Origin of the sequence: Ensifer sp., assembly GCF_035999135.1 — a bacterium.
GTDB lineage: Bacteria > Pseudomonadota > Alphaproteobacteria > Rhizobiales > Rhizobiaceae > Ensifer.
The window spans coordinates 186,516-205,114 of record NZ_DASYGZ010000144.1 but is presented as its reverse complement, the minus strand read 5'-3'; the positions used below and the strand labels follow the sequence as shown (position 1 = coordinate 205,114).

Annotated in this window: 19 protein-coding genes; 17 read left to right on the top strand and 2 right to left on the bottom strand. The window is 63.1% G+C overall.

Features of this window, described 5'->3' with window-relative positions; all coding sequences use genetic code 11:
• Nucleotides 1-6 precede the first annotated feature (6 nt).
• On the top strand, nt 7-1,029 hold the full coding sequence (locus VGO12_RS18310) for a phosphotransferase enzyme family protein (RefSeq protein ID WP_327514165.1): 1,023 nt from the start codon (nt 7-9) through the stop codon (nt 1,027-1,029).
• A 20-nt stretch (nt 1,030-1,049) separates the two neighbouring features.
• Here the strand turns inward: VGO12_RS18310 and hpaR are convergent, their stop codons facing one another.
• Nucleotides 1,050-1,538, bottom strand: coding sequence for a homoprotocatechuate degradation operon regulator HpaR (gene hpaR, locus VGO12_RS18305; protein ID WP_327514164.1), 489 nt, complete (start codon nt 1,536-1,538; stop codon nt 1,050-1,052).
• A 108-nt stretch (nt 1,539-1,646) separates the two neighbouring features.
• Between hpaR and VGO12_RS18300 the strand changes: the two genes are divergently transcribed.
• The 16 genes from VGO12_RS18300 to VGO12_RS18225 all read left to right on the top strand — a co-directional run bounded on the left by VGO12_RS18300 (nt 1,647) and on the right by VGO12_RS18225 (nt 17,007).
• Nucleotides 1,647-2,039, top strand: coding sequence for a 5-carboxymethyl-2-hydroxymuconate Delta-isomerase (locus VGO12_RS18300; protein WP_327514163.1), 393 nt, complete (start codon nt 1,647-1,649; stop codon nt 2,037-2,039).
• 62 nt (nt 2,040-2,101) lie between these two features.
• Nucleotides 2,102-3,619 carry a 5-carboxymethyl-2-hydroxymuconate semialdehyde dehydrogenase gene (gene hpaE / locus VGO12_RS18295; RefSeq protein ID WP_327514162.1) on the top strand — a complete coding sequence of 506 codons (1,518 nt, stop codon included), beginning with the start codon at nt 2,102-2,104 and terminating at the stop codon, nt 3,617-3,619.
• Between the two features lie 33 nt (nt 3,620-3,652).
• Complete coding sequence (hpaD, locus tag VGO12_RS18290) at nt 3,653-4,633, top strand: 3,4-dihydroxyphenylacetate 2,3-dioxygenase (protein WP_327514161.1); 981 nt, start codon at nt 3,653-3,655, stop codon at nt 4,631-4,633.
• A 52-nt stretch (nt 4,634-4,685) separates the two neighbouring features.
• Complete coding sequence (locus VGO12_RS18285; protein WP_327514160.1) at nt 4,686-6,122, top strand: pyridoxal phosphate-dependent decarboxylase family protein; 1,437 nt, start codon at nt 4,686-4,688, stop codon at nt 6,120-6,122.
• Nucleotides 6,119-6,988: a fumarylacetoacetate hydrolase family protein gene (locus VGO12_RS18280; RefSeq protein ID WP_327514159.1), complete on the top strand. Its 870-nt coding sequence runs from the start codon at nt 6,119-6,121 to the stop codon at nt 6,986-6,988. The genes VGO12_RS18285 and VGO12_RS18280 overlap by 4 nt, the downstream gene beginning before the upstream one ends.
• 3 nt (nt 6,989-6,991) lie before the next feature.
• The gene (gene hpaH / locus VGO12_RS18275; protein WP_327514158.1) at nt 6,992-7,795 is read left to right on the top strand and encodes a 2-oxo-hept-4-ene-1,7-dioate hydratase; all 804 of its coding nucleotides are present in this window, start codon (nt 6,992-6,994) and stop codon (nt 7,793-7,795) included.
• An 8-nt stretch (nt 7,796-7,803) separates the two neighbouring features.
• Nucleotides 7,804-8,616: a 4-hydroxy-2-oxoheptanedioate aldolase gene (gene hpaI / locus VGO12_RS18270; protein WP_327514157.1), complete on the top strand. Its 813-nt coding sequence runs from the start codon at nt 7,804-7,806 to the stop codon at nt 8,614-8,616.
• 109 nt (nt 8,617-8,725) lie between these two features.
• Nucleotides 8,726-8,986: a ribbon-helix-helix domain-containing protein gene (locus VGO12_RS18265; RefSeq protein ID WP_327514156.1), complete on the top strand. Its 261-nt coding sequence runs from the start codon at nt 8,726-8,728 to the stop codon at nt 8,984-8,986.
• Nucleotides 8,986-9,261: a type II toxin-antitoxin system RelE/ParE family toxin gene (locus VGO12_RS18260; protein WP_327514222.1), complete on the top strand. Its 276-nt coding sequence runs from the start codon at nt 8,986-8,988 to the stop codon at nt 9,259-9,261. The genes VGO12_RS18265 and VGO12_RS18260 overlap by 1 nt, the downstream gene beginning before the upstream one ends.
• A 100-nt stretch (nt 9,262-9,361) precedes the next feature.
• Nucleotides 9,362-10,594 carry a peptidase T gene (pepT, locus tag VGO12_RS18255; protein ID WP_327514155.1) on the top strand — a complete coding sequence of 411 codons (1,233 nt, stop codon included), beginning with the start codon at nt 9,362-9,364 and terminating at the stop codon, nt 10,592-10,594.
• Between the two features lie 54 nt (nt 10,595-10,648).
• Nucleotides 10,649-11,581, top strand: coding sequence for an AraC family transcriptional regulator (locus VGO12_RS18250; protein WP_327514154.1), 933 nt, complete (start codon nt 10,649-10,651; stop codon nt 11,579-11,581).
• A gap of 224 nt (nt 11,582-11,805) precedes the next feature.
• Complete coding sequence (locus tag VGO12_RS18245) at nt 11,806-13,083, top strand: sugar ABC transporter substrate-binding protein (RefSeq protein ID WP_327514153.1); 1,278 nt, start codon at nt 11,806-11,808, stop codon at nt 13,081-13,083.
• Nucleotides 13,084-13,174: 91 nt separating this feature from the next.
• Nucleotides 13,175-14,035: a sugar ABC transporter permease gene (locus tag VGO12_RS18240; protein WP_327514152.1), complete on the top strand. Its 861-nt coding sequence runs from the start codon at nt 13,175-13,177 to the stop codon at nt 14,033-14,035.
• Complete coding sequence (locus tag VGO12_RS18235) at nt 14,035-14,856, top strand: carbohydrate ABC transporter permease (protein WP_327514151.1); 822 nt, start codon at nt 14,035-14,037, stop codon at nt 14,854-14,856. Before VGO12_RS18240 ends, VGO12_RS18235 begins: the two co-directional genes overlap by 1 nt.
• 18 nt (nt 14,857-14,874) lie before the next feature.
• Nucleotides 14,875-15,921 carry an NAD(P)-dependent alcohol dehydrogenase gene (locus VGO12_RS18230; protein WP_327514150.1) on the top strand — a complete coding sequence of 349 codons (1,047 nt, stop codon included), beginning with the start codon at nt 14,875-14,877 and terminating at the stop codon, nt 15,919-15,921.
• Nucleotides 15,922-15,924: 3 nt separating this feature from the next.
• Nucleotides 15,925-17,007 (top strand): sn-glycerol-3-phosphate ABC transporter ATP-binding protein UgpC, encoded by a 1,083-nt coding sequence (locus tag VGO12_RS18225; protein ID WP_327514149.1) that lies wholly within the window; start codon nt 15,925-15,927, stop codon nt 17,005-17,007.
• Nucleotides 17,008-17,073: 66 nt separating this feature from the next.
• Here the strand turns inward: VGO12_RS18225 and VGO12_RS18220 are convergent, their stop codons facing one another.
• The gene (locus VGO12_RS18220; RefSeq protein ID WP_327514148.1) at nt 17,074-18,222 is read right to left on the bottom strand and encodes a hypothetical protein; all 1,149 of its coding nucleotides are present in this window, start codon (nt 18,220-18,222) and stop codon (nt 17,074-17,076) included.
• Nucleotides 18,223-18,599 lie beyond the last annotated feature (377 nt).

The window sequence follows — 18,599 nt, the reverse complement described above, 5'->3', positions numbered from 1 at the left end:
CGGTCGATGTCGGCGGAGTTGCCCAAGACCTTTCGAAACGCGCTCGACGACCGGGCGCGCCAGGCGCTTGTCCATTGGGGCGTCGCCGAGCAAAGCCCGGAGCTGCTGAAATACCGCGAAAACGCTGTGTTCCGCGTTCGCCTCGCCGACGGTCGCCCGGCGGCGTTGCGGCTGCATCGCTCGGGCTACCACGGTGAAGCAGCGCTGCGCTCGGAACTGCAATTTATGGCGGCGCTCGCCGAGGGTGGACTTGCGGTGCCGCAGCCGATCGCTTCGAGGGACGGACGGCTGCTCGTTCCCCTGCCTCACTGGCACGCATTTGCCGCGCAGCATGCCGATGTCATCGACTGGGTGGACGGGGAGTCGCTGGGTGAAAGCGGGAAACCCTTGGCCCAATCGCCCGAGCGGCTTGTCGAGATTTTCTCGGCGCTCGGAGCCTCGATGGCCGAGATGCACAATCTCGCCGATCGCTGGACGCCACCCGAAGGCTTCTGGCGCGCCGCCTGGGATGAAGAAGGCCTGATTGGAGACCGCCCGCTCTGGGGCCGGTTCTGGGACTGCGAGGGCCTGTCCGCAGCGCAGGCATCGGCGTTGTCAAAGCTGCGCCTCGATCTCTCGCAGGGTCTCGCTTCCCTGCCGGCCCCGGCTCGGGATTTCGGGTTGATTCACGCCGATCTCGTGCGCGAGAACGTGCTGGTCGAGGACAAGGCCGGCGACATGAGGGTCAAACTCATCGACTTCGACGATGCCGGCTACGGCTACCGCCTGTTCGATCTGGCAACCGCACTTTTGAAGAACAGGCGCGAGCCGGCCTACGACGTGATCGAGGCGGCCCTGATCTCCGGTTACCGTAGCCGGCGCAACCTCAGCGACGAAGCCCTGACCTGCCTGCCCCTTTTCCTCGTGCTTCGCAGCCTCACCTATGTCGGCTGGTTCGCCGAGCGACCGGAGCTGTCTGACGCTCGCAAACGGGTGCTGCGCTACGCCGACGAGACACTGGCGCTTGCTGCAGAGGTGGGCCTGAGATGACGAGCTTGGGACCGAACCGGTCAGTCGTTGAGTGTCGCGAGTTCGTCGAGCATATCGAGCAGGATTTCGACGCGGTCGCGGCCGTAACGTGTTTCAAGCTGTTCGTAGATCGCCCGGCTCTCCGGGCTGACATCGGCGATCACCCGCATGCCCTCGGGGGCGATTTCAAGCAGGACCCGCCGCCCGTCGTCCGCATCCTTGTGCTTGGTGATCATGCCGCGCTCTTCGAGCGAACGGATGATGCGCGTGAGACTCGGTGCCAGGATGAAGGCCTTGTCGGCCATTTCGGATGCATCGACCCGGCCGGCCTCGGCGAGAATGCGGATCACCCGCCATTGCTGCTCGGTGATGTCGTGACGGGCGAGCATCGGGCGAAAATGCGCCATGACGGCTTCGCGGGCGCGCAGCAGCGCGATCGGCAGCGACCGGCGCGTGTTGTGCGGCAAAAGGGCGTCGTGACCGAGGTCATCTGGGGTTTTCTCGCGGCTCATGTGCGTTCTATCCGACATTTTCTTTCGTTCTGCAATCGGCGGACGCAGGTGCGGAACGCGAGCGGCTTGACACCGCAGACAATTTCTTTAACATGTTAAATATATGAGAGCGCATCGGGAGGAAAGATGCCGCATCTGACAATCGAATACTCCGGCAACCTCGACGGTCGCGTCGACTTTGCCAGGCTGTGCCGCACGGTGCACGCGACCATTCTCGGCACCGGCCTGTTCGAACTCGGCGCCGTCAGGGTGCGCACGATCCGCAGTGCGGACTACGCAGTCGCCGACCTTTTGCCTGAGAATGGCTTCATCGACATGTCCTTCCGCATCGGTAGCGGCCGTAGCGATGCCGAAAAGAAGGCCACGGGCGACGCCATCTTCAAGGCCGTCAGTGATGAACTCGCGACGCTTTTCGAGGCGCCGCATTTCGCCCTCAGCCTGGAAATCCGCGAGATCGATCCGGAGCTGAGCTGGAAGAAAAACGCCATTCACCCCCGGCTGCGCGCCACCAAAGGCTAGCCGTCGCCGCATCCCAACGACAGCAGCGCGCGAAAAAATTCGCGCCGGCATCGGAGAACATCATGTCCAAGCTCGACGAAAACCTCGCCAAGGCGGAACGCTACCTCGCCCGCTTCAAGAGCGAAGGCGTGCTCAACCACATCAACGGCAAGGCGGTGCCGGCGCTCGACGGCGAGACCTTCGAGACGATCTCGCCCGTCGACCTCAAGCCGCTTGCAACGGTCGCTCGCGGCAAGGCCACCGATATCGACCGGGCGGCAAAGGCCGCCAAGGCTGCTTTTGCCGAATGGGCCGCGATGCCGGGCGAGGCGCGCAAGAAGCTGCTGCACAATATAGCCGACGCAATCGTCGCCCGCGCCGAGGAAATCGCCTTCGTCGAGTGCATGGACACCGGACAGTCGCTGAAATTCATGGCCAAGGCGGCGCTGCGCGGTGCGGAGAACTTCCGCTTCTTCGCCGACCGGGCGCCGGAAGCGCGCGACGGCAAGGTGTTGCGCGGCGGCAACCAGATCAACATGACGACACGCGTGCCGATCGGCCCGGTCGGCATCATCACGCCGTGGAACACACCGTTCATGCTGTCGACCTGGAAGATCGCGCCGGCCCTTGCCGCCGGCTGCACGGTCGTGCACAAGCCGGCGGAGTTCTCGCCGCTGACCGCACGGTTGCTGGTCGAGATTGCCGAGGAAGCAGGCCTGCCGAAAGGCGTGTGGAACCTTGTCAACGGGTTCGGTGAGGATGCCGGCCGGGCGCTCACCGAACACCCGGATATCAAGGCGATCGGCTTTGTCGGCGAAAGCCGCACCGGCTCGATGATCATGAAACAGGGCGCCGATACGCTGAAGCGCGTTCACTTCGAGCTCGGGGGCAAGAACCCCGTCATCGTCTTTGCCGACGCCGATCTCGAACGCGCTGCCGACGCCGCCGTTTTCATGATCTATTCGCTGAACGGCGAACGCTGCACCTCGTCCTCACGCCTGCTCGTCGAGGACAGTATCCACGATCGCTTCACGACGCTCGTTGCCGAAAAGGCGAAGCGCATTAGGGTCGGCCATCCGCTTGACCCGGAAACCGTCGTCGGTCCGCTCATCCATCCGGTGCATGAAAAGAAGGTGCTCGACTATATCCGTATCGGCCGCGAGGAAGGGGCGACTGTTGCCGCCGGCGGCGAGAAGTTCGCAGGGCCAGGCGGTGGCTGCTACGTCACCCCGACGCTGTTCACCGGCGCCAACAACGGCATGCGCATCGCCCAGGAGGAGATCTTCGGACCGGTGTTGACCGCCATCCCCTTCAAGGACGAGGCGGACGCGCTTTTGCTTGCCAACGACACGCAATACGGCCTGACCGGCTATCTCTGGACCTCGGATGTCACCCGCGCATTCCGTTTCACCGATCACCTCGAGGCAGGCATGATCTGGGTGAATTCGGAGAACGTGCGCCACCTGCCGACCCCCTTCGGCGGGGTGAAGAGCTCGGGCATCGGCCGTGACGGCGGCGACTGGTCGTTCGATTTTTACATGGAAACCAAGAACATCGCCTTTGCCAGCTCGGCGCATGCGATCGCCAAGCTCGGCGGTTGAGCGCGCAGGCAGAAATTTCTGGAGGAGACATCAATGCCCTTGCCGAAACCGAACCTCTATCCGCCCTTCAACATCGTGCGGCTGAGCCATGTGGAACTCGCCGTCACCGATCTTGCCAAATCGCGCGCCTTCTATGTCGACGTGCTCGGCCTGCAGGTCACCGACGAGACGGCGGACACGATCTACCTCCGCGCCATGGAGGAACGTGGCCATCACTGCATCATCCTGAAGAAGGCGGCGAGCGCGGAAGCCCGCGACCTCGGTTTCAAGGTTTTTGGCGACGAGGACCTCGAAAAGGCGGCGCATTTCTTCAAGGCCAAGGAATTGCCGGTTGAGTGGATCGAGCGCCCCTACCAGTCACGCACCTTCCGCACCCGTGATCCGCAGGGCATCCCGCTCGAATTCTATTCGAAGATGGACCGCCTGCCGCCGATCCACCAGAAGTACGCGCTCTACCGCGGCGTGAAGCCGCTGCGCATCGACCACTTCAACTGCTTCTCGCCCAATGTCGATGAGGCCGTCGCCTTCTACAACGAGATCGGCTTCCGGGTAACGGAATACACCGCCGACGAGGAAACCGGACGGCTCTGGGCCGCCTGGACCCACCGTAAGGGCGGCGTGCACGACATCGCCTTTACCAACGGCCGCGGTCCGCGCCTGCACCACACCGCCTTCTGGGTGCCGACGCCGCTCAACATCATCGACCTCCTGGACCTGATGTCGACCTCCGGCTGGCTTACCAATATCGAGCGCGGCCCCGGCCGCCACGGCATCTCCAACGCCTTCTTCCTCTACGTGCGCGATCCGGATGGCCACCGCATCGAGATCTACTGCTCCGACTACCAGACCATCGATCCGGATCTCGAACCGATCAAATGGGACCTGAAGGACCCGCAGCGCCAGACGCTCTGGGGCGCGCCGGCGCCGAAATCCTGGTTCGAGGAAGGCAGCGTCTTTGCCGGCGCCGAAATCCGAGACTCGATCCTGAAGGCTCAACCGATCGTCGCGCCTTGACGACTTGGAGAGAAGGGGCGGATAGAGCCAGAGATAAGACGGGAGGACGCAGATGGATGAGAAAAGTTTCGGCGAGTGGTCGCTGAAGGCAGCGCAATGGGGCGCCGACTATCGGGCGTCGCTGCGCGACCGGCCGGTGCGAGCGCAAACGGCACCGGGCGCGATTGCCGCCCAGATACCGTCGCGGCCGCCGCAAACGGGCGAGGACATGCAGGCGATCTTCGAGGACTTCGAGAAGATCATCCTGCCGGGCATGACCCATTGGCAGCATCCCCGTTTCTTCGCCTATTTCCCGGCGAATGCGGCGCCGGTTTCCGTCGTCGCCGAGTATCTCGTCACTGCCATGGCGGCGCAATGCATGCTCTGGCAGACTTCGCCGGCAGCGACCGAGCTTGAAACCAAGGTCATCGACTGGCTGCGACAGGCGATCGGCCTGCCGGAGGGCTTCTCCGGCGTCATCCAGGATTCCGCATCCTCGGCGACGCTGTCGGCCGTGCTGGTCATGCGCGAGAAGGCGCTCGGCTGGCAGGGCAACAAGAAGGGTCTTTCCGGCCAGCAGCAACTGCGCATCTATTCTTCCGACCAGGTGCACACGTCGATCGACCGGGCGATCTGGGTCTCGGGCATCGGCGAGGAGAACCTTGTTCGCATTCCGGCCAAGGGTCCGCGACGCGCGATGGATACCGGCGCACTGGAAGCCGCCATCCTCAAAGACAAGGCGGCTGGCCTGTTGCCGGCCGGCGTGATTGCTTGCACTGGCGGCACGAGCACGGGCGCCTGCGACGACATCGCCGAGGTGGTGCGGGTAGCCCACGCGCACGGTCTCTACGTCCATGTCGACGCCGCCTGGGCCGGGGCCGCGATGATCTGTGAAGAGTTCCGTGCGCTTTGGACCGGCGTCGAGAATGCGGATTCCGTGGTCTTCAATCCGCACAAGTGGCTCGGCGCACAATTCGACTGCTCGGCACATTTCATCCGCAGCCCGGACGATCTGGTGAAGACGCTGGCGATCCAGCCGGAATACCTGAAGACCCACGGTCGCGACGGCATCATCAACTATTCCGAATGGACGATCCCGCTCGGGCGACGCTTCCGGGCGCTCAAACTCTGGTTCCTGTTGCGCTTCCACGGCCTTATTGGTCTGCAGACGATGATCCGTAACCACGTGCGCTGGTCGGAGCGGCTGGCGGAGCGCCTCAGCGGTCACAAGGATTTCGAGATCGTCACAGAGCCTATGCTGTCGCTGTTTTCGTTCCGCCATCTGAGTGACGGGGATCCGGACGCCCACACCATCGCGCTCGTCAACGCGATCAACGATGACGGCCGCATCTATCTCACCCAGACCCGCGTCGACGGTCGCGTTGCGATCCGCTTCCAGGCGGGCCAGTTCGACATGACAGAGGCTGATGCCGAGACGGCGTTCGACGTGATCGTCGAAGTCGCCGCCGGTCTCGGCGGGCGCATCGAGAAAGCGAAGGCTCCCCAATGACCCCTCCCCGTTTTGTCACCTTCTCGGCCGGAAATAAGCAAGGATACGGCCTCGTTTCCGGCGATGGCCTGATCGACCTTTCAAAACGCTACGGATCGACGTTCCCGACGCTGCGCGAAGTGATCGAGGCCGGCGCCCTTGGCAGGCTTGCCGACGAGGCGGCCGGAATGTCGCCCGACTTCTCGCTGGAGGACATCCGCTACGAGGTCCCGGTGCCGGCACCGGAAAAGATCATCTGCGTCGGCGTCAACTTCCCCGACCGCAACGAAGAATACAAGGACGGCCAGGCGGCGCCCGCCAACCCGTCGCTGTTCATCCGCTTTCCGCGCTCTTTTACCGGTCACCGTCAGCCGCTGATCCGCCCGCCGGAAAGCCCGCAGCTCGATTACGAGGGCGAGATCGTCATCGTCATCGGCAAGGGCGGCCGCCGCATCCCTGAGGCGAGCGCGCTCGACCATATCGCGGCTCTTTCACTCTGCAACGAAGGCACGATCCGCGACTGGGTGCGGCACGCCAAGTTCAACGTCACCCAGGGCAAGAACTTCGACCGCACCGGCTCGATCGGTCCGTGGCTGGTGCCCTTCACCGATGAAGCGCAACTCGCGGACATCAGGCTCGAAACGCGGGTCAACGGCGAGGTGCGCCAGCAGGACCGGACCAGCCGGATGATCTTTTCCTTCCGCAAGATCATCAACTACGTCTCGACGTTTACCACGCTGGTTCCGGGCGACGTGATCGTCACCGGCACGCCGACCGGCGCCGGCGCCCGTTTCGATCCGCCGATCTGGCTGAAGCCCGGCGATATCGTCGAGGTCGAGGCCGAAGGCATCGGCACACTCATCAACCCCATTGCCGACGAGGCCTGAGCCATGCTCGAACAATCCCAGATCGAGGCGGCCGCCGCCGCCCTCGACACCGCCGAACGCGAGCGCATCCAGACCGGCCTCTTGTCGCTCAAACACCCCGACATGACCATGGACGACGCCTATGCGGTACAGGCCGCCTGGGTGAAAAAGAAGATCGCCGGCGGACGCCGGGTGATCGGCTGGAAGATCGGGCTGACCTCCAAGGCGATGCAATATGCGCTCAACATCGACATCCCGGATTCCGGCGTGCTCTTCGACGACATGCTTTTTGAAGACGGCGCGCGCATTCCGGGCAACCGTTTCATCCAGCCGCGCATCGAGGCCGAGGTCGCCTTCGTGATGAAGGCGCCGCTTTCAGGTCCCAACGTCACCGTCTTCGACGTTCTGAACGCAACGGACTATGTGACCCCCGCGCTCGAAATCCTCGACACCCGCATCCTGCGCGTCGATCCCGAGACCAAGAAAGCCCGCACCATCGTAGACACCATCTCCGACAACGCCGCCAATGCCGGCATCGTTCTCGGCGGGCGGCAGATGCGGCCGGATGCGATCGACATGCGCTGGATGGGCGCGATCGTCTCGCGCAATGCCGAGGTGGAGGAGACCGGGCTTGGCGCCGGCGTGCTCAATCATCCGGCCCGCGGCATCGCCTGGCTTGCCAATCGACTGTCGCTCTATGGGGACCGCATCGAGGCCGGGCAGATCGTGCTTGCCGGTTCCTTTATCCGCCCGATCGAGGCCCGCCATGGCGACACGATCGTCGCCGACTTCGGTCCGTCCGGCACCGTCAGCTGCTACTTCGAATAGGAACGACCATGCCCGCTCCCCGCAACCAGTTCAAACAGGCGCTTGCCGAAAAGCGCCCACAGATCGGTCTCTGGCTGGCGCTTGCCAATCCCTACACCGCTGAAGTCTGCGGCGGTGCCGGTTTCGACTGGCTGCTGCTTGATGCCGAGCATGCGCCGAACGACGTGCCGTTGCTGGCGGCCCAGCTTCAGGCGCTCTCGGCTTCGCCAAGCCACGCGATCGTCCGTCCGCCGATCGGCGAAACCTGGATGATCAAGCAGATCCTCGATATCGGCGCGCAGACGCTGCTGGTGCCGATGGTCGAGAGCGCCGAACAGGCCCGCGCCCTGGTGCGCGCCGTGCGCTACCCGCCGCACGGCGTACGCGGCGTGGGTGCTGCCCTTGCCCGGGCGTCGGCCTTCAACCGCATCCCGGATTATCTGCAGACCGCCAATGACGAGATCTGCCTGCTCGTGCAGATCGAAAGCCGGGCCGGCCTTGCCGCCCTTGACGACATCGCCACCACCGACGGCGTCGACGGTGTGTTCATCGGCCCTGCCGACCTTGCCGCCGATATGGGTTACCTCGGCAAACCTGGCGCACCCGAGGTTCAACAGGCCGTGGAAGCGGCGCTCGTTCGCATCCAGTCGCACGGCAATGCGGCCGGCATTCTCACCTCGGACCAGGCGCTCGCACGGCGCTATCTCGAGCTCGGCGCCACCTTTGTCGCCGTCGGCAACGACGTCGGCCTGCTGGTCGGTGCGACTTCCAAGCTGGCTGCGGAGTTCAAGAGTAGCAGTGGCGATGCCGAAATCATGGGACGGTCGGGCGGGGCTTACTAGCGTTCCGACTTATCTCGTGCCGCCGCCCGACAGATGGAGCCGAACGCCGAACATCATCGACTTAGTCAGAATTAATCACTATGATTGATACTGATTGAAGGAGATGCACATGGAAACGAAAGTGCTGACTGCGCACGTTCCGTTGCCGCTGGCAGAAAAGGTGGATCAGCTCGCGGCCCGTCTGGAGCGACCGCGCGGCTGGATCATCAAGCAGGCGCTTGCTGCCTGGGTCGACCAGGAAGAAGAACGACGCCGTTTGACGCTTGAGGCGCTTGCGGACGTCGATGCCGGAAACGTCATCGATCATCAGGCCATGCAGGCCTGGGCCGACAGTCTCGAAAGCGACACACCGCTCCCCGTTCCGCAATGATGGAGCTGAAGTGGACGCCAAAGGCCTCGTCCGATTTGGGGCGCCTTTTCGAGTTTCTGGCGCCCGTCAACAGGACGGCGGCGGCACGGACGGTGCGGTCCTTAATCTCCGCCCCGTCCCATCTGATCGAACAACCCCGTCTTGGGGAACGCATTGACGAGTTCGCGCCCAGAGAAGTTCGTCGCTTGCTCGTTGGACACTATGAAATGCGCTATGAGATCAAGCAGTCAACGATCTTTATCCTGCGCATCTGGCATACACGCGAAGACCGCTGAGCCAAGATGTTCCCGCACTATACGCCACAACCGAATCCGGTTTGAGGAATTGTGACGCGGGGGTATAGCGGTTCAACGCCACCAGCATTGGATCCCGCTCATGACCGATACCGTTCTCGACCGCTTCCTCCGTTACGTCGTCATCGACACCCAGGCCGACCCGAGGTCGAAGACGCAGCCATCGACGGAGAAGCAGAAGAACCTCGGTCGCGTGCTCGTCGAGGAGCTACTGGCGATCGGGCTCGAGGATGCCCACCTCGATGAAAACGGTTATGTCTACGCCACCATTCCTTCGAATGTGGACAAGCCCGTTCCGGTCATCTGCTGGTGTTCGCACATGGATACGGCGCCCGACTTCACCGGAACCGACGTCAAGCCGCAGATCCTCTCGAATTATCAGGGCGGCGATATCCAGCTGAAGGGCGATCCGCAGCAGGTCATCCGCGTCAGCGATCACCCTGTTCTGAACGACCAGATCGGCAATGACATCGTCACCACGGATGGCACGACGCTGCTGGGTGCCGACGACAAGGCCGGCCTTGCTGAAATCGTCACGGCGGCGCAGGTTCTCATCGACAATCCAGACATCAAACACGGCACGATCAAGCTGCTCTTCACCACCGATGAGGAGATCGGCCGCGGCGTCGCCAAGGTCGACCTGAAAAAGCTTGGGGCCCAATTCTGCTACACGGTCGATGGCGAAACTGCAGGACATATCGAGGACGAGACCTTCTCGGCCGATGGTGTCGAGATCGTCATTCACGGCGTCGCCATCCATCCCGGCTTTGCCAAGGACAAGATGGAAAACGCCATCAAGGTCGCCGGCGACATCATTAGCCGGCTTCCGAGAGACGTGTCTCCTGAAGGCACCGAGGGCCGCGACGGCTTCGTTCATCCGACCGGCGTGACCGGTTCGATGGACAAGGCGCAGCTCGGCTTCATCGTGCGCGATTTCGACGAAGCGGGCCTCACCAAGAAGGAGGCCATGCTCGAGGCGATCGTCAAGGACGTGATGGCGGCCTATCCCGGCTCAACCTACAGCTTCGAGGTGAAGCAGCAATATCGCAACATGAAGGCCATTCTCGACCGCCATCCCGAGATCGTGGAAAACGCCATCGAGGCGATCCGACGGGCCGGCATGCAGCCGGTGCGCGGCAGCATCCGCGGCGGCACCGACGGTTCGCGCCTCTCCTTCATGGGCCTGCCCTCCGCCAACCTGTTTGCCGGCGGCCACGCCTTCCACTCGCCACTCGAATGGGTCAGCCGCCAGGACATGGAACGCAGCGTAAAGACGCTCGTTGAATTGGCAAAAACCTGGGCGGAGCGCGCCTGAGCAAAGGCCGACAAGGGAGGCAGCGATCGATATCTCGTCAGGAGAGACCCGGCAATGAGCGCGGCGCGAGGCTCCAAGCGCGCGCCGACGAAGCCGGCTTCGCTGGCGACCAATCCGCCGACCTTCGAGCACATCGTCACCGGGGTTGATGAGACGTTCCTATGGCGCCTCGACAACTATCCCTGGGAACGCAACGTCTGGAACTTCCATCCGGAAATCGAGATCCATCTCATCCGCAAGGCTTCGGGCCTCGCCTTCGTCGGCGATCATATCGGCCGGTTCGACCCCGGATATCTCACCGTCATCGGCAGCAACCTGCCGCATGACTGGGTGACGGTCACCGAGCCCGGGGAGATCATCGAGGGGCGCGATATCGTCATCCAGTTCCACCCGGACCGCATGCGCGAGATTACCGACGCCCTGCCGGAATTCGCCGAACTCGATGCCTTCTTCGCCCGCGCCGAACGCGGCCTTGTGTTTCATGGAGAGAGCCGGGCAAAGGGGGCCGAGCTGATCGAACAGATGGGCGCATTGAAAGGTCTTTCGCGTCTCTCACTGTTCATCCAGCTGCTCGACCTGCTCGTCAACACCAACGAATACGATCGGCTCTCCTCACCGGAGTTCGCGCCGGAGCTCGACCAGCAATCCCTCGACGTGCTGCGCCAGGCGCTCGCCTTCATCTACGAGAACATCGCGAGCGACATCCATCTGGCCGACCTCGCCAGAGAGGCCGGCATGAGCGAGACGGCGTTTTCGCGGTTCTTCAAGAAGAACACCGGCAACACCTTCACCGACCACGTCAACAAGCTGCGCATCTGGCAGGCCTGCAAGCTGCTTGCCGAAACCGACATGCCGATCACCGACATCTGCTTCGAAGTCGGTTACCTCAACATCTCCAACTTCAACCGCACCTTCCTGCGCCAGCACAAGATGACGCCATCGGCCTATCGGCGGCTGACCAGCCAACGCCGGACCTCCCGCTCTTAAGGCGCCACGCCGGACGTCAACGATGAATCCTTGCATTTGCTGCGCTGCAAATGATGCGTTGAGCGTCCTTTTCCGCATGAAAGTATAGATCGGCCGCATCTGGCACGCTAGTTCGGCGCCGCGTAGGGCCTATCATCAGACGCAGCGAAACGGTTCGCTATGAGGAAAGCGCTGGATCTGAGGAGTATCCGGCGCGCATCGCAGACCTGGGGAGGTCTTTCACAATGACTAAAGCCAAAACGCTCGTTTCGAGCCTTGCCTTCGCATGCCTTTTTTCCAGCGGATTGACGACGCTCGCGGTCGCGGCCGAATGCTCGGGCACGATCAAGGTGCTGGCTCAGCCACGCGACGGCCTGACGCTGCTTGAGGACTACAAGTCCGAATTCGAAAAGCTCTCGGGCGGTGCATCCTTCGAGATCGACTATCTCAATGAAAACGATCGGCGCGCCAAGACCAAGGCCGACGCCTCGACCATCGGCAAGTACAACGTCTACTACATCGACGAGGCCAATGTGGCGCTGTTCGCGTCGGCGGGCTGGGTCGCACCGCTGATGGATTATTATCCGGCAGAGTACGACTATGCCGACTTCGACCCAGGCCGCCAGAAGGTCGCGACCTATGACGGCAAGGTCTGGTTTGCGCCGATCACCGGCGGCGGCGACCTGATGGTCTACCGCAAGGACCTGCTGGAAGCGGCCGGCATCGCGCCGCCGAAAACGCTCGACGAGTATGTCGCCGCCGTCAAGAAGCTGAACCAGCCCGACCAGGGCATCTACGGTACGGCCTTGCGCGGCCAGCGCGGCTCGGGCGCCAATGTCTGGCGCTGGATGCCCTTCTTCAAGGGGTTCGGCGGCAACTGGTTCGACGGCAAGACGCCGGTCTTTGATGGCAAGCAGGCGATCAAGGCGACCGAGACCTATCTCGAGCTCTTCAAGTATTCGGCTCCGGGCAGCCAGACCGGAGGCTGGGACGAGGCGGTCGGCGCCTTCACCTCCGGCCAGGTGGCGATGCTGATCGAATCCACCCCGCTCGTCGGCATGGCGATCGATCCGAAATCCTCCAAGGTCGCCGGCAAGGTCGGCTACCTGCCGCCGCCCGCACCGCTGACGGGCGGCGGCTACGGCCATGGCCTGGCGATCGGCATGAAGGCCAACAAGGACGAGGCTTCCAAGGCCTGCGCCGGCCTCTTCGTCGCCTGGGCGACCTCGAAGGAAAACGAGGCGCGCAGGCTCGACGCCGGCCAATTCAGCGAGCTCAACCGCACCAGCATCATGACCAGCCCGAAATTCGCCGAGCTCTACGGTCCCGATCTCGGCCAGGCGCTCGCCGACACCGGCAAGGTTACCGCCGTCAACTTCTGGCAGAGCCCGCAATGGCCCGATCTCGGCGACCGCTGGGGCATCATCCTGGAAGAACTGATCACCGGCACCCGCAGCGATATCAAGGAAGGCCTCGACGAACTCGACGGCTTCGCCAAGGACCTGATTGCCCGCGGCCAGTAACGCCGTTCCTCCCGAGTGTCCATCGGCCGGCAAAAAGCCGCGCCGGTGGACCGCCGCACCATCGGCGCTTGAAGCCGCAGGACGTCATGACATGAGCCAAAAAAACAGCCTGCCGGCGGTGTTCCTCACCCCGGCGATGGGGATCCTCGCCGTTCTCGCCCTCGTGCCGACGGCCTATGCGATCTACATCTCTTTCCAGAACCGGGAGCTCAGCCGTCCGGACGGCAGCCTCATCGGCTTCGCCAACTACATCGACCTGTTCTCGGATCGCCGTTTTATCAACGCCATCGGCGTCTCGCTGACCTGGGAGGCGGTCACGGTCGGCATGACGCTCGTCATCGCCGTCGGCCTCGGCATTCTGCTGTTCGAATGCGTATCGCCGCGCACGCGCAACCTGCTGGCGTTGCTGTTCCTCGTGCCGGTCATCCTGCCGCGCGTTTCTGCCGCCTTCGTCTGGAAGTTCGCCTTTCACCCGCTCTACGGCATCGCCACCTACCCCTATAAGGCGATCACCGGTGAGCCGCTCGACCTGCTTTCCAATCCGGCGACGGCCCTTGCGACCGTTGCGCTGGTGGACGTGTGGCAATGGGGCCTGTTCTTCGCCGTCATCGTCTCGAAGCTTCTGGAAACGCTGCCGCCGCAGCCCTTCGAAGCGGCAAGGCTCGACCATGCGCGCACGTGGGAGATCTATGCCTTCATCGCGCTGCCGATGCTGAAGGCACCGCTGATCTCGCTCGCCTTCGTCAAGATGATCGAGTCGCTGCGCGCCTTTGACCTGATCTACGTCATGACCCGCGGCGGCCCCGGCATCGCGACCGAAACACTCGACATGTACGCCTTTTCGCAAGGCTTCATCGAATCCGGCCGCATCTCTTACGCGTCCAGCATGGCCGTTCTGATGATGATCGCCACCTCGATCGCCTTCACCTTCATCTGGAAGAGGGTTCAGTGATGACCGCTCACACCCTTGGCCGCCTCATTGGCCGGCTGATCCTTGGCCTTGCTGCCTTCTCCGCCGTCTTCCCGATGGTCTGGACCACGCTCAACGCCTTCAAGAACCGGGTCGACATCGTCACCCCGACACCGCTCTTCCTCTTCGAGCCGACGCTCGACAACTTCGCCTATGTGCTCGGCCGGGAAAGCGTCTTTGCCGGCCTTGTCAATTCGCTGCTGATCTCGGGTGCTGCAGTGCTGATCGGTGCCGTGCTCGGCCTGCCGGCGGCCTATGCGATTGCGCGCTATCCCAATCGATGGTCTCGCGACATTCAGTTCTTCGTGCTGTCGCTGCGCTTCCTGCCGCCGGTCGCGATCGCCATTCCGCTGATGGTGATCTGGCTCGACTTCGGGCTTTACGACACCCGCCTGTCGATGATCGTCACCTATTCTCTGCTGACGCTTGCAACCATCATCTGGCTGAGCGTCCCGGCGTTCGCCCGGGTGCCGAAGGAAGTCGAGGAAGCGGCCCGCGTCGACGGCTACGGCCCTTACGCGATCTTCTTCCTGATCGCGCTGCCGATTGCCCTTCGATCCCTGATCGGCGCCGTCGCCTTTGCCTTCGTGCTCGTCTGGAACGAATTCCTGATCGCGCTGATGCTGACGACGTCCGACGCCAAGACGCTGCCGATCGTCGCCTCGGAACTGACCCAACTCGGCCGCGACGTGCCCTGGGGCATCCTCAACGCCTCCGTGGTGCTGCTCTCCATTCCGCCGCTGCTCTTCATCGGGGTCTTAAGCGGCATGCTCAACAGCGCCTTCAAACGCAAGACACAGTAGAAACAGGGAAATACTCTCATGCAAGCATTGGTCCTCGAGCAAAAAGGCAAGCTCGCGCTCCGGGAGATCGATCTCCCGCTGGAACTCGGTCCCGATGACGTCAAGATCGCCATTCACACGGTCGGCGTCTGCGGCAGCGACGTGCACTACTACACCCATGGCGCCATCGGCCCCTATGTGGTGCGCGAGCCGATGGTGCTTGGGCATGAGGCCGCGGGCACCGTCGTCGCGGTCGGCAGCAACGTCGAAACGCTTCAAGTCGGTGACCGCGTCTGCATGGAACCGGGCGTTCCGGACCTTTCGTCCCGCGCCTCCAAGCTCGGCATCTACAATGTCGATCCCAAGGTGCGCTTCTGGGCGACACCGCCGGTTCATGGCGTGCTGACGCCCTTTACCGTCCACCCGGCCGCCTTCACCTACAAGCTGCCAGACACCGTCTCCTTTGCCGAAGGCGCCATGGTCGAGCCCTTCGCCATCGGCATGCAGGCGGCCGCCCGCGCCCGGATCGCGCCGGGCGACGTCGCCGCCGTCATCGGCTGCGGGCCGATCGGCATCATGGTGGCGCTGGCGGCCCTTGCCGGCGGCTGCAGCCGCGTCTTCATCTCCGATTTCAGCGCCGAGAAACTGGCGATCGCCGCCCAGTATCCGGGCATCATCCCGATCAACATCGCCGAGCGCGCCTTTGCCGATGTCATCGCCGAAGAAACCGGCAGATGGGGTGCCGATATCGTCTTCGAGGCCAGCGGCAGCGCCAAGGCCTTTGCGGGCATCTTCGACCTGGTCCGTCCGGGCGGCGCCGTCGTGCTGGTCGGGCTGCCGGTCGAGGTCGTGCAGTTCGACGTGCCGGGCGCGATCTCCAGGGAAGTCCGCATCGAGACGGTGTTTCGTTACGCCAACATCTTCGACCGCGCCTTGCAACTGATCGCGTCCGGCAAGGTCGACCTGAAGCCGCTGATCACCGAAACCTTCCGGTTTGCAGACAGCGTAAAGGCGTTCGAGCGAGCCGCCTCGGCCCGGCCGACCGACATCAAGCTGCAGATCCTCATGGACAGCGGAAAGGATTGAGCCATGGCAAACATCGTCTGCTCCAGCGTCGACAAGCAATACGGCGCCGTCAACGTCATCAGCGATTTCAACCTCGATGTCGCCGATCACGAGTTCATCGTGTTTCTGGGGCCGTCGGGCTGCGGCAAGTCAACGCTTCTGCGCATGATCGCCGGGCTTGAGGACATCTCCGGCGGCACCGTCTCGATCGGCGGTCTGGCGGTCAACGACCTGCCACCCCGGGATCGCGGCGTCGCGATGGTCTTCCAGAACTACGCGCTCTATCCGCACATGACGATCTACGACAACATCGCCTTCGGCCTGAAGCGCATGAAGGTTCCCAAGGCGGAGATCGGCGCGCGCATACAAGCCGTCGCAGCGACGCTCGGGCTTGAGCCCTATCTTGCCCGCAAGCCGACCGAACTGTCCGGCGGACAGCAGCAGCGTGTCGCGATCGCCCGCGCCATGATCAAGACGCCGCGCGTCTTCCTGTTCGACGAACCGCTCTCCAATCTGGATGCGAAACTCAGGAACCACATGCGGGTCGAAATCGCCCGACTGCACCAGAAGCTGAAGACAACGACGATCTACGTGACCCACGACCAGTTGGAGGCAATGACGCTTGCAGACAGGATTGTCCTGATGAAAGGCGGCGCGATCGAGCAGGTCGGTACGCCCGCCGAGATCTACGAGCGGCCGCGCACGCTTTTTGTTGCCGGCTTCATCGGCACGCCGAACATGAACGTCATCGATGCCATCGTCGAAAAGACCGAAGGCGGATGGCTGCTGCGCAGCGCCGGCGGCAACTTCGCTGTCCCGGACGACACGTTCGCGCTCCGCCATAGCCAGCACGTGGTGCTCGGCATTCGTCCGGCCGATCTGAAGATCGCCGCAGAAGGCGTCAACCACATTTCCGGCACCGCCGACCTCGTCGAATTCCATGGCAATGACGCGCTCGTGACCTTCCTTTATGCCGACAAGGAAATCGGTGCGCTGGTCAAGGCCAGTGCTTGCCCGAAACCCGGCGACGTCGTTGCCTTCGCCATCGAGCCGGAAAGCCTGCATCTCTTCGACCGGGAAAGCGGGCTCTCCTTGCGGAAGCCCTGACCTGAGGATCCGTCGCTACGGCAACATCAGCCCGGCTTCAATCCGGGCTGAGCAGGTCGGATGTCCTCAAGCGGGATCGGCAAACGACGCCGCCGGCAGCGGCCCCGCCGTCATCATCGTAAAATCAAACGGCGCACGCACATCCGCATCCAGCACATATTGACGATGAACCCGGAGGAAGTCGCGCTTGATCCGGCGGTAGCGATCCGGGGAAAGCATGTGCTTGACCCGGATGAAGACGATCGGTGGCTGTGGCGCATTGTGATGTCCGGTCAAAGCGACAACCTGGCACCTGTAGAAATTGATCGCGTCGGTCAGGCACTGGACGTCGAACCAGAAAATGTCCCGGACCCGAGCGATCGCGCCGACGCGGGCCCTCAGCACATCGGCGCAGCGCAGCAGCGCGCATTGCAGGATCGCCCCGCCAAGCGTGACAAAGACGACGCGCTTGCCCTCAAACAGATTTGCTTCCCGCTCCACCAGCGCGCCGACGACTTGTGCAGCGATGCTCGAGCCCATGCTGTGAGAGCTGATGACATACTCGTCCGCCGGCTCGCTCATCGCTGCCCGCACGGATGCCAGGCGATCCTCAACCCATTGCTTGAAATAGGGTTTTTCCATCGAGGCAACGGCGACGGCCAATTCCCAGTCGTCAAAGAGATGAAGCGTATGCCATCGCTCCGACCAGGGAAGGAAGAACTTGAAGAAGGCAAGATAGGCAAGCATCCCGCTGACGAGCAGCAGCCATGATTCCATCGCCAGCCAATAGGGCGCGGTGCCGAGCGCCACACTCAGGGCCAGCCCGATCGCCACGAGCAGGAACGGAAAGACGAAGAACAGGCCAAAACGCCAGGCGTGACGGAAATAGCCGAGCGCCCCGCCCTCCCATATCACCCGGGCGGCACTGCGAAACCCACCCGCCATTCTGATCAGCGTCGGCCTGTTGCTCAGGTGTTTGACGAGATCGTCATGATCGAAAATGTAGACCCGGCTGTTCGTCTGCCAGTCCGGGCCCTCACTGTCGACGTCGAAGTAGCGGCTGCTCCCTTCTGTCTGCACCGGACCGACCTTCACGGCGAAATCCTGAAGTCTGGCCGTCTTGAGCGCAGATCGCTGGTAGCGGGCCTGATGTTTAGTCGCATCCAGTGGCTCGAAACCGGGAAAATGCAGCACGATGCGTTTCTTGACGTGCCCGGGCGATGTGTCGTGCGACAAGCGAGTGATCTTTCAAAAGGCGCAAACGCCCGCCGCTGTGTCCCGAACAAGACGCAGCGGCGGGCGCTCGATGAGCGCCGGGTGTTCCCAGCCTGCGGCGACTGGTCAACAATCTCGGTGTCGAGAATATGGCCGAATGAAACGATACAATTCGGCACACGGTAAAATGTCGCCCCGCTGCCCGTAAACGGCAGCAGGGACCTTGGTCCGATAGCGCCCCGACGAACGTCCGGCGGCGCAAGCGAAAAGGTCTGGCAGCGCCGCCATGATCGCAGACGCACGTTGACTGGCCCTGTCGGCCGTGGGCAAAGTCGAGACGTGCGCGCCCGATCGGCGACAGGCCGCGTCCTGACGGCGCACGGAAGGGACCGCCAGAG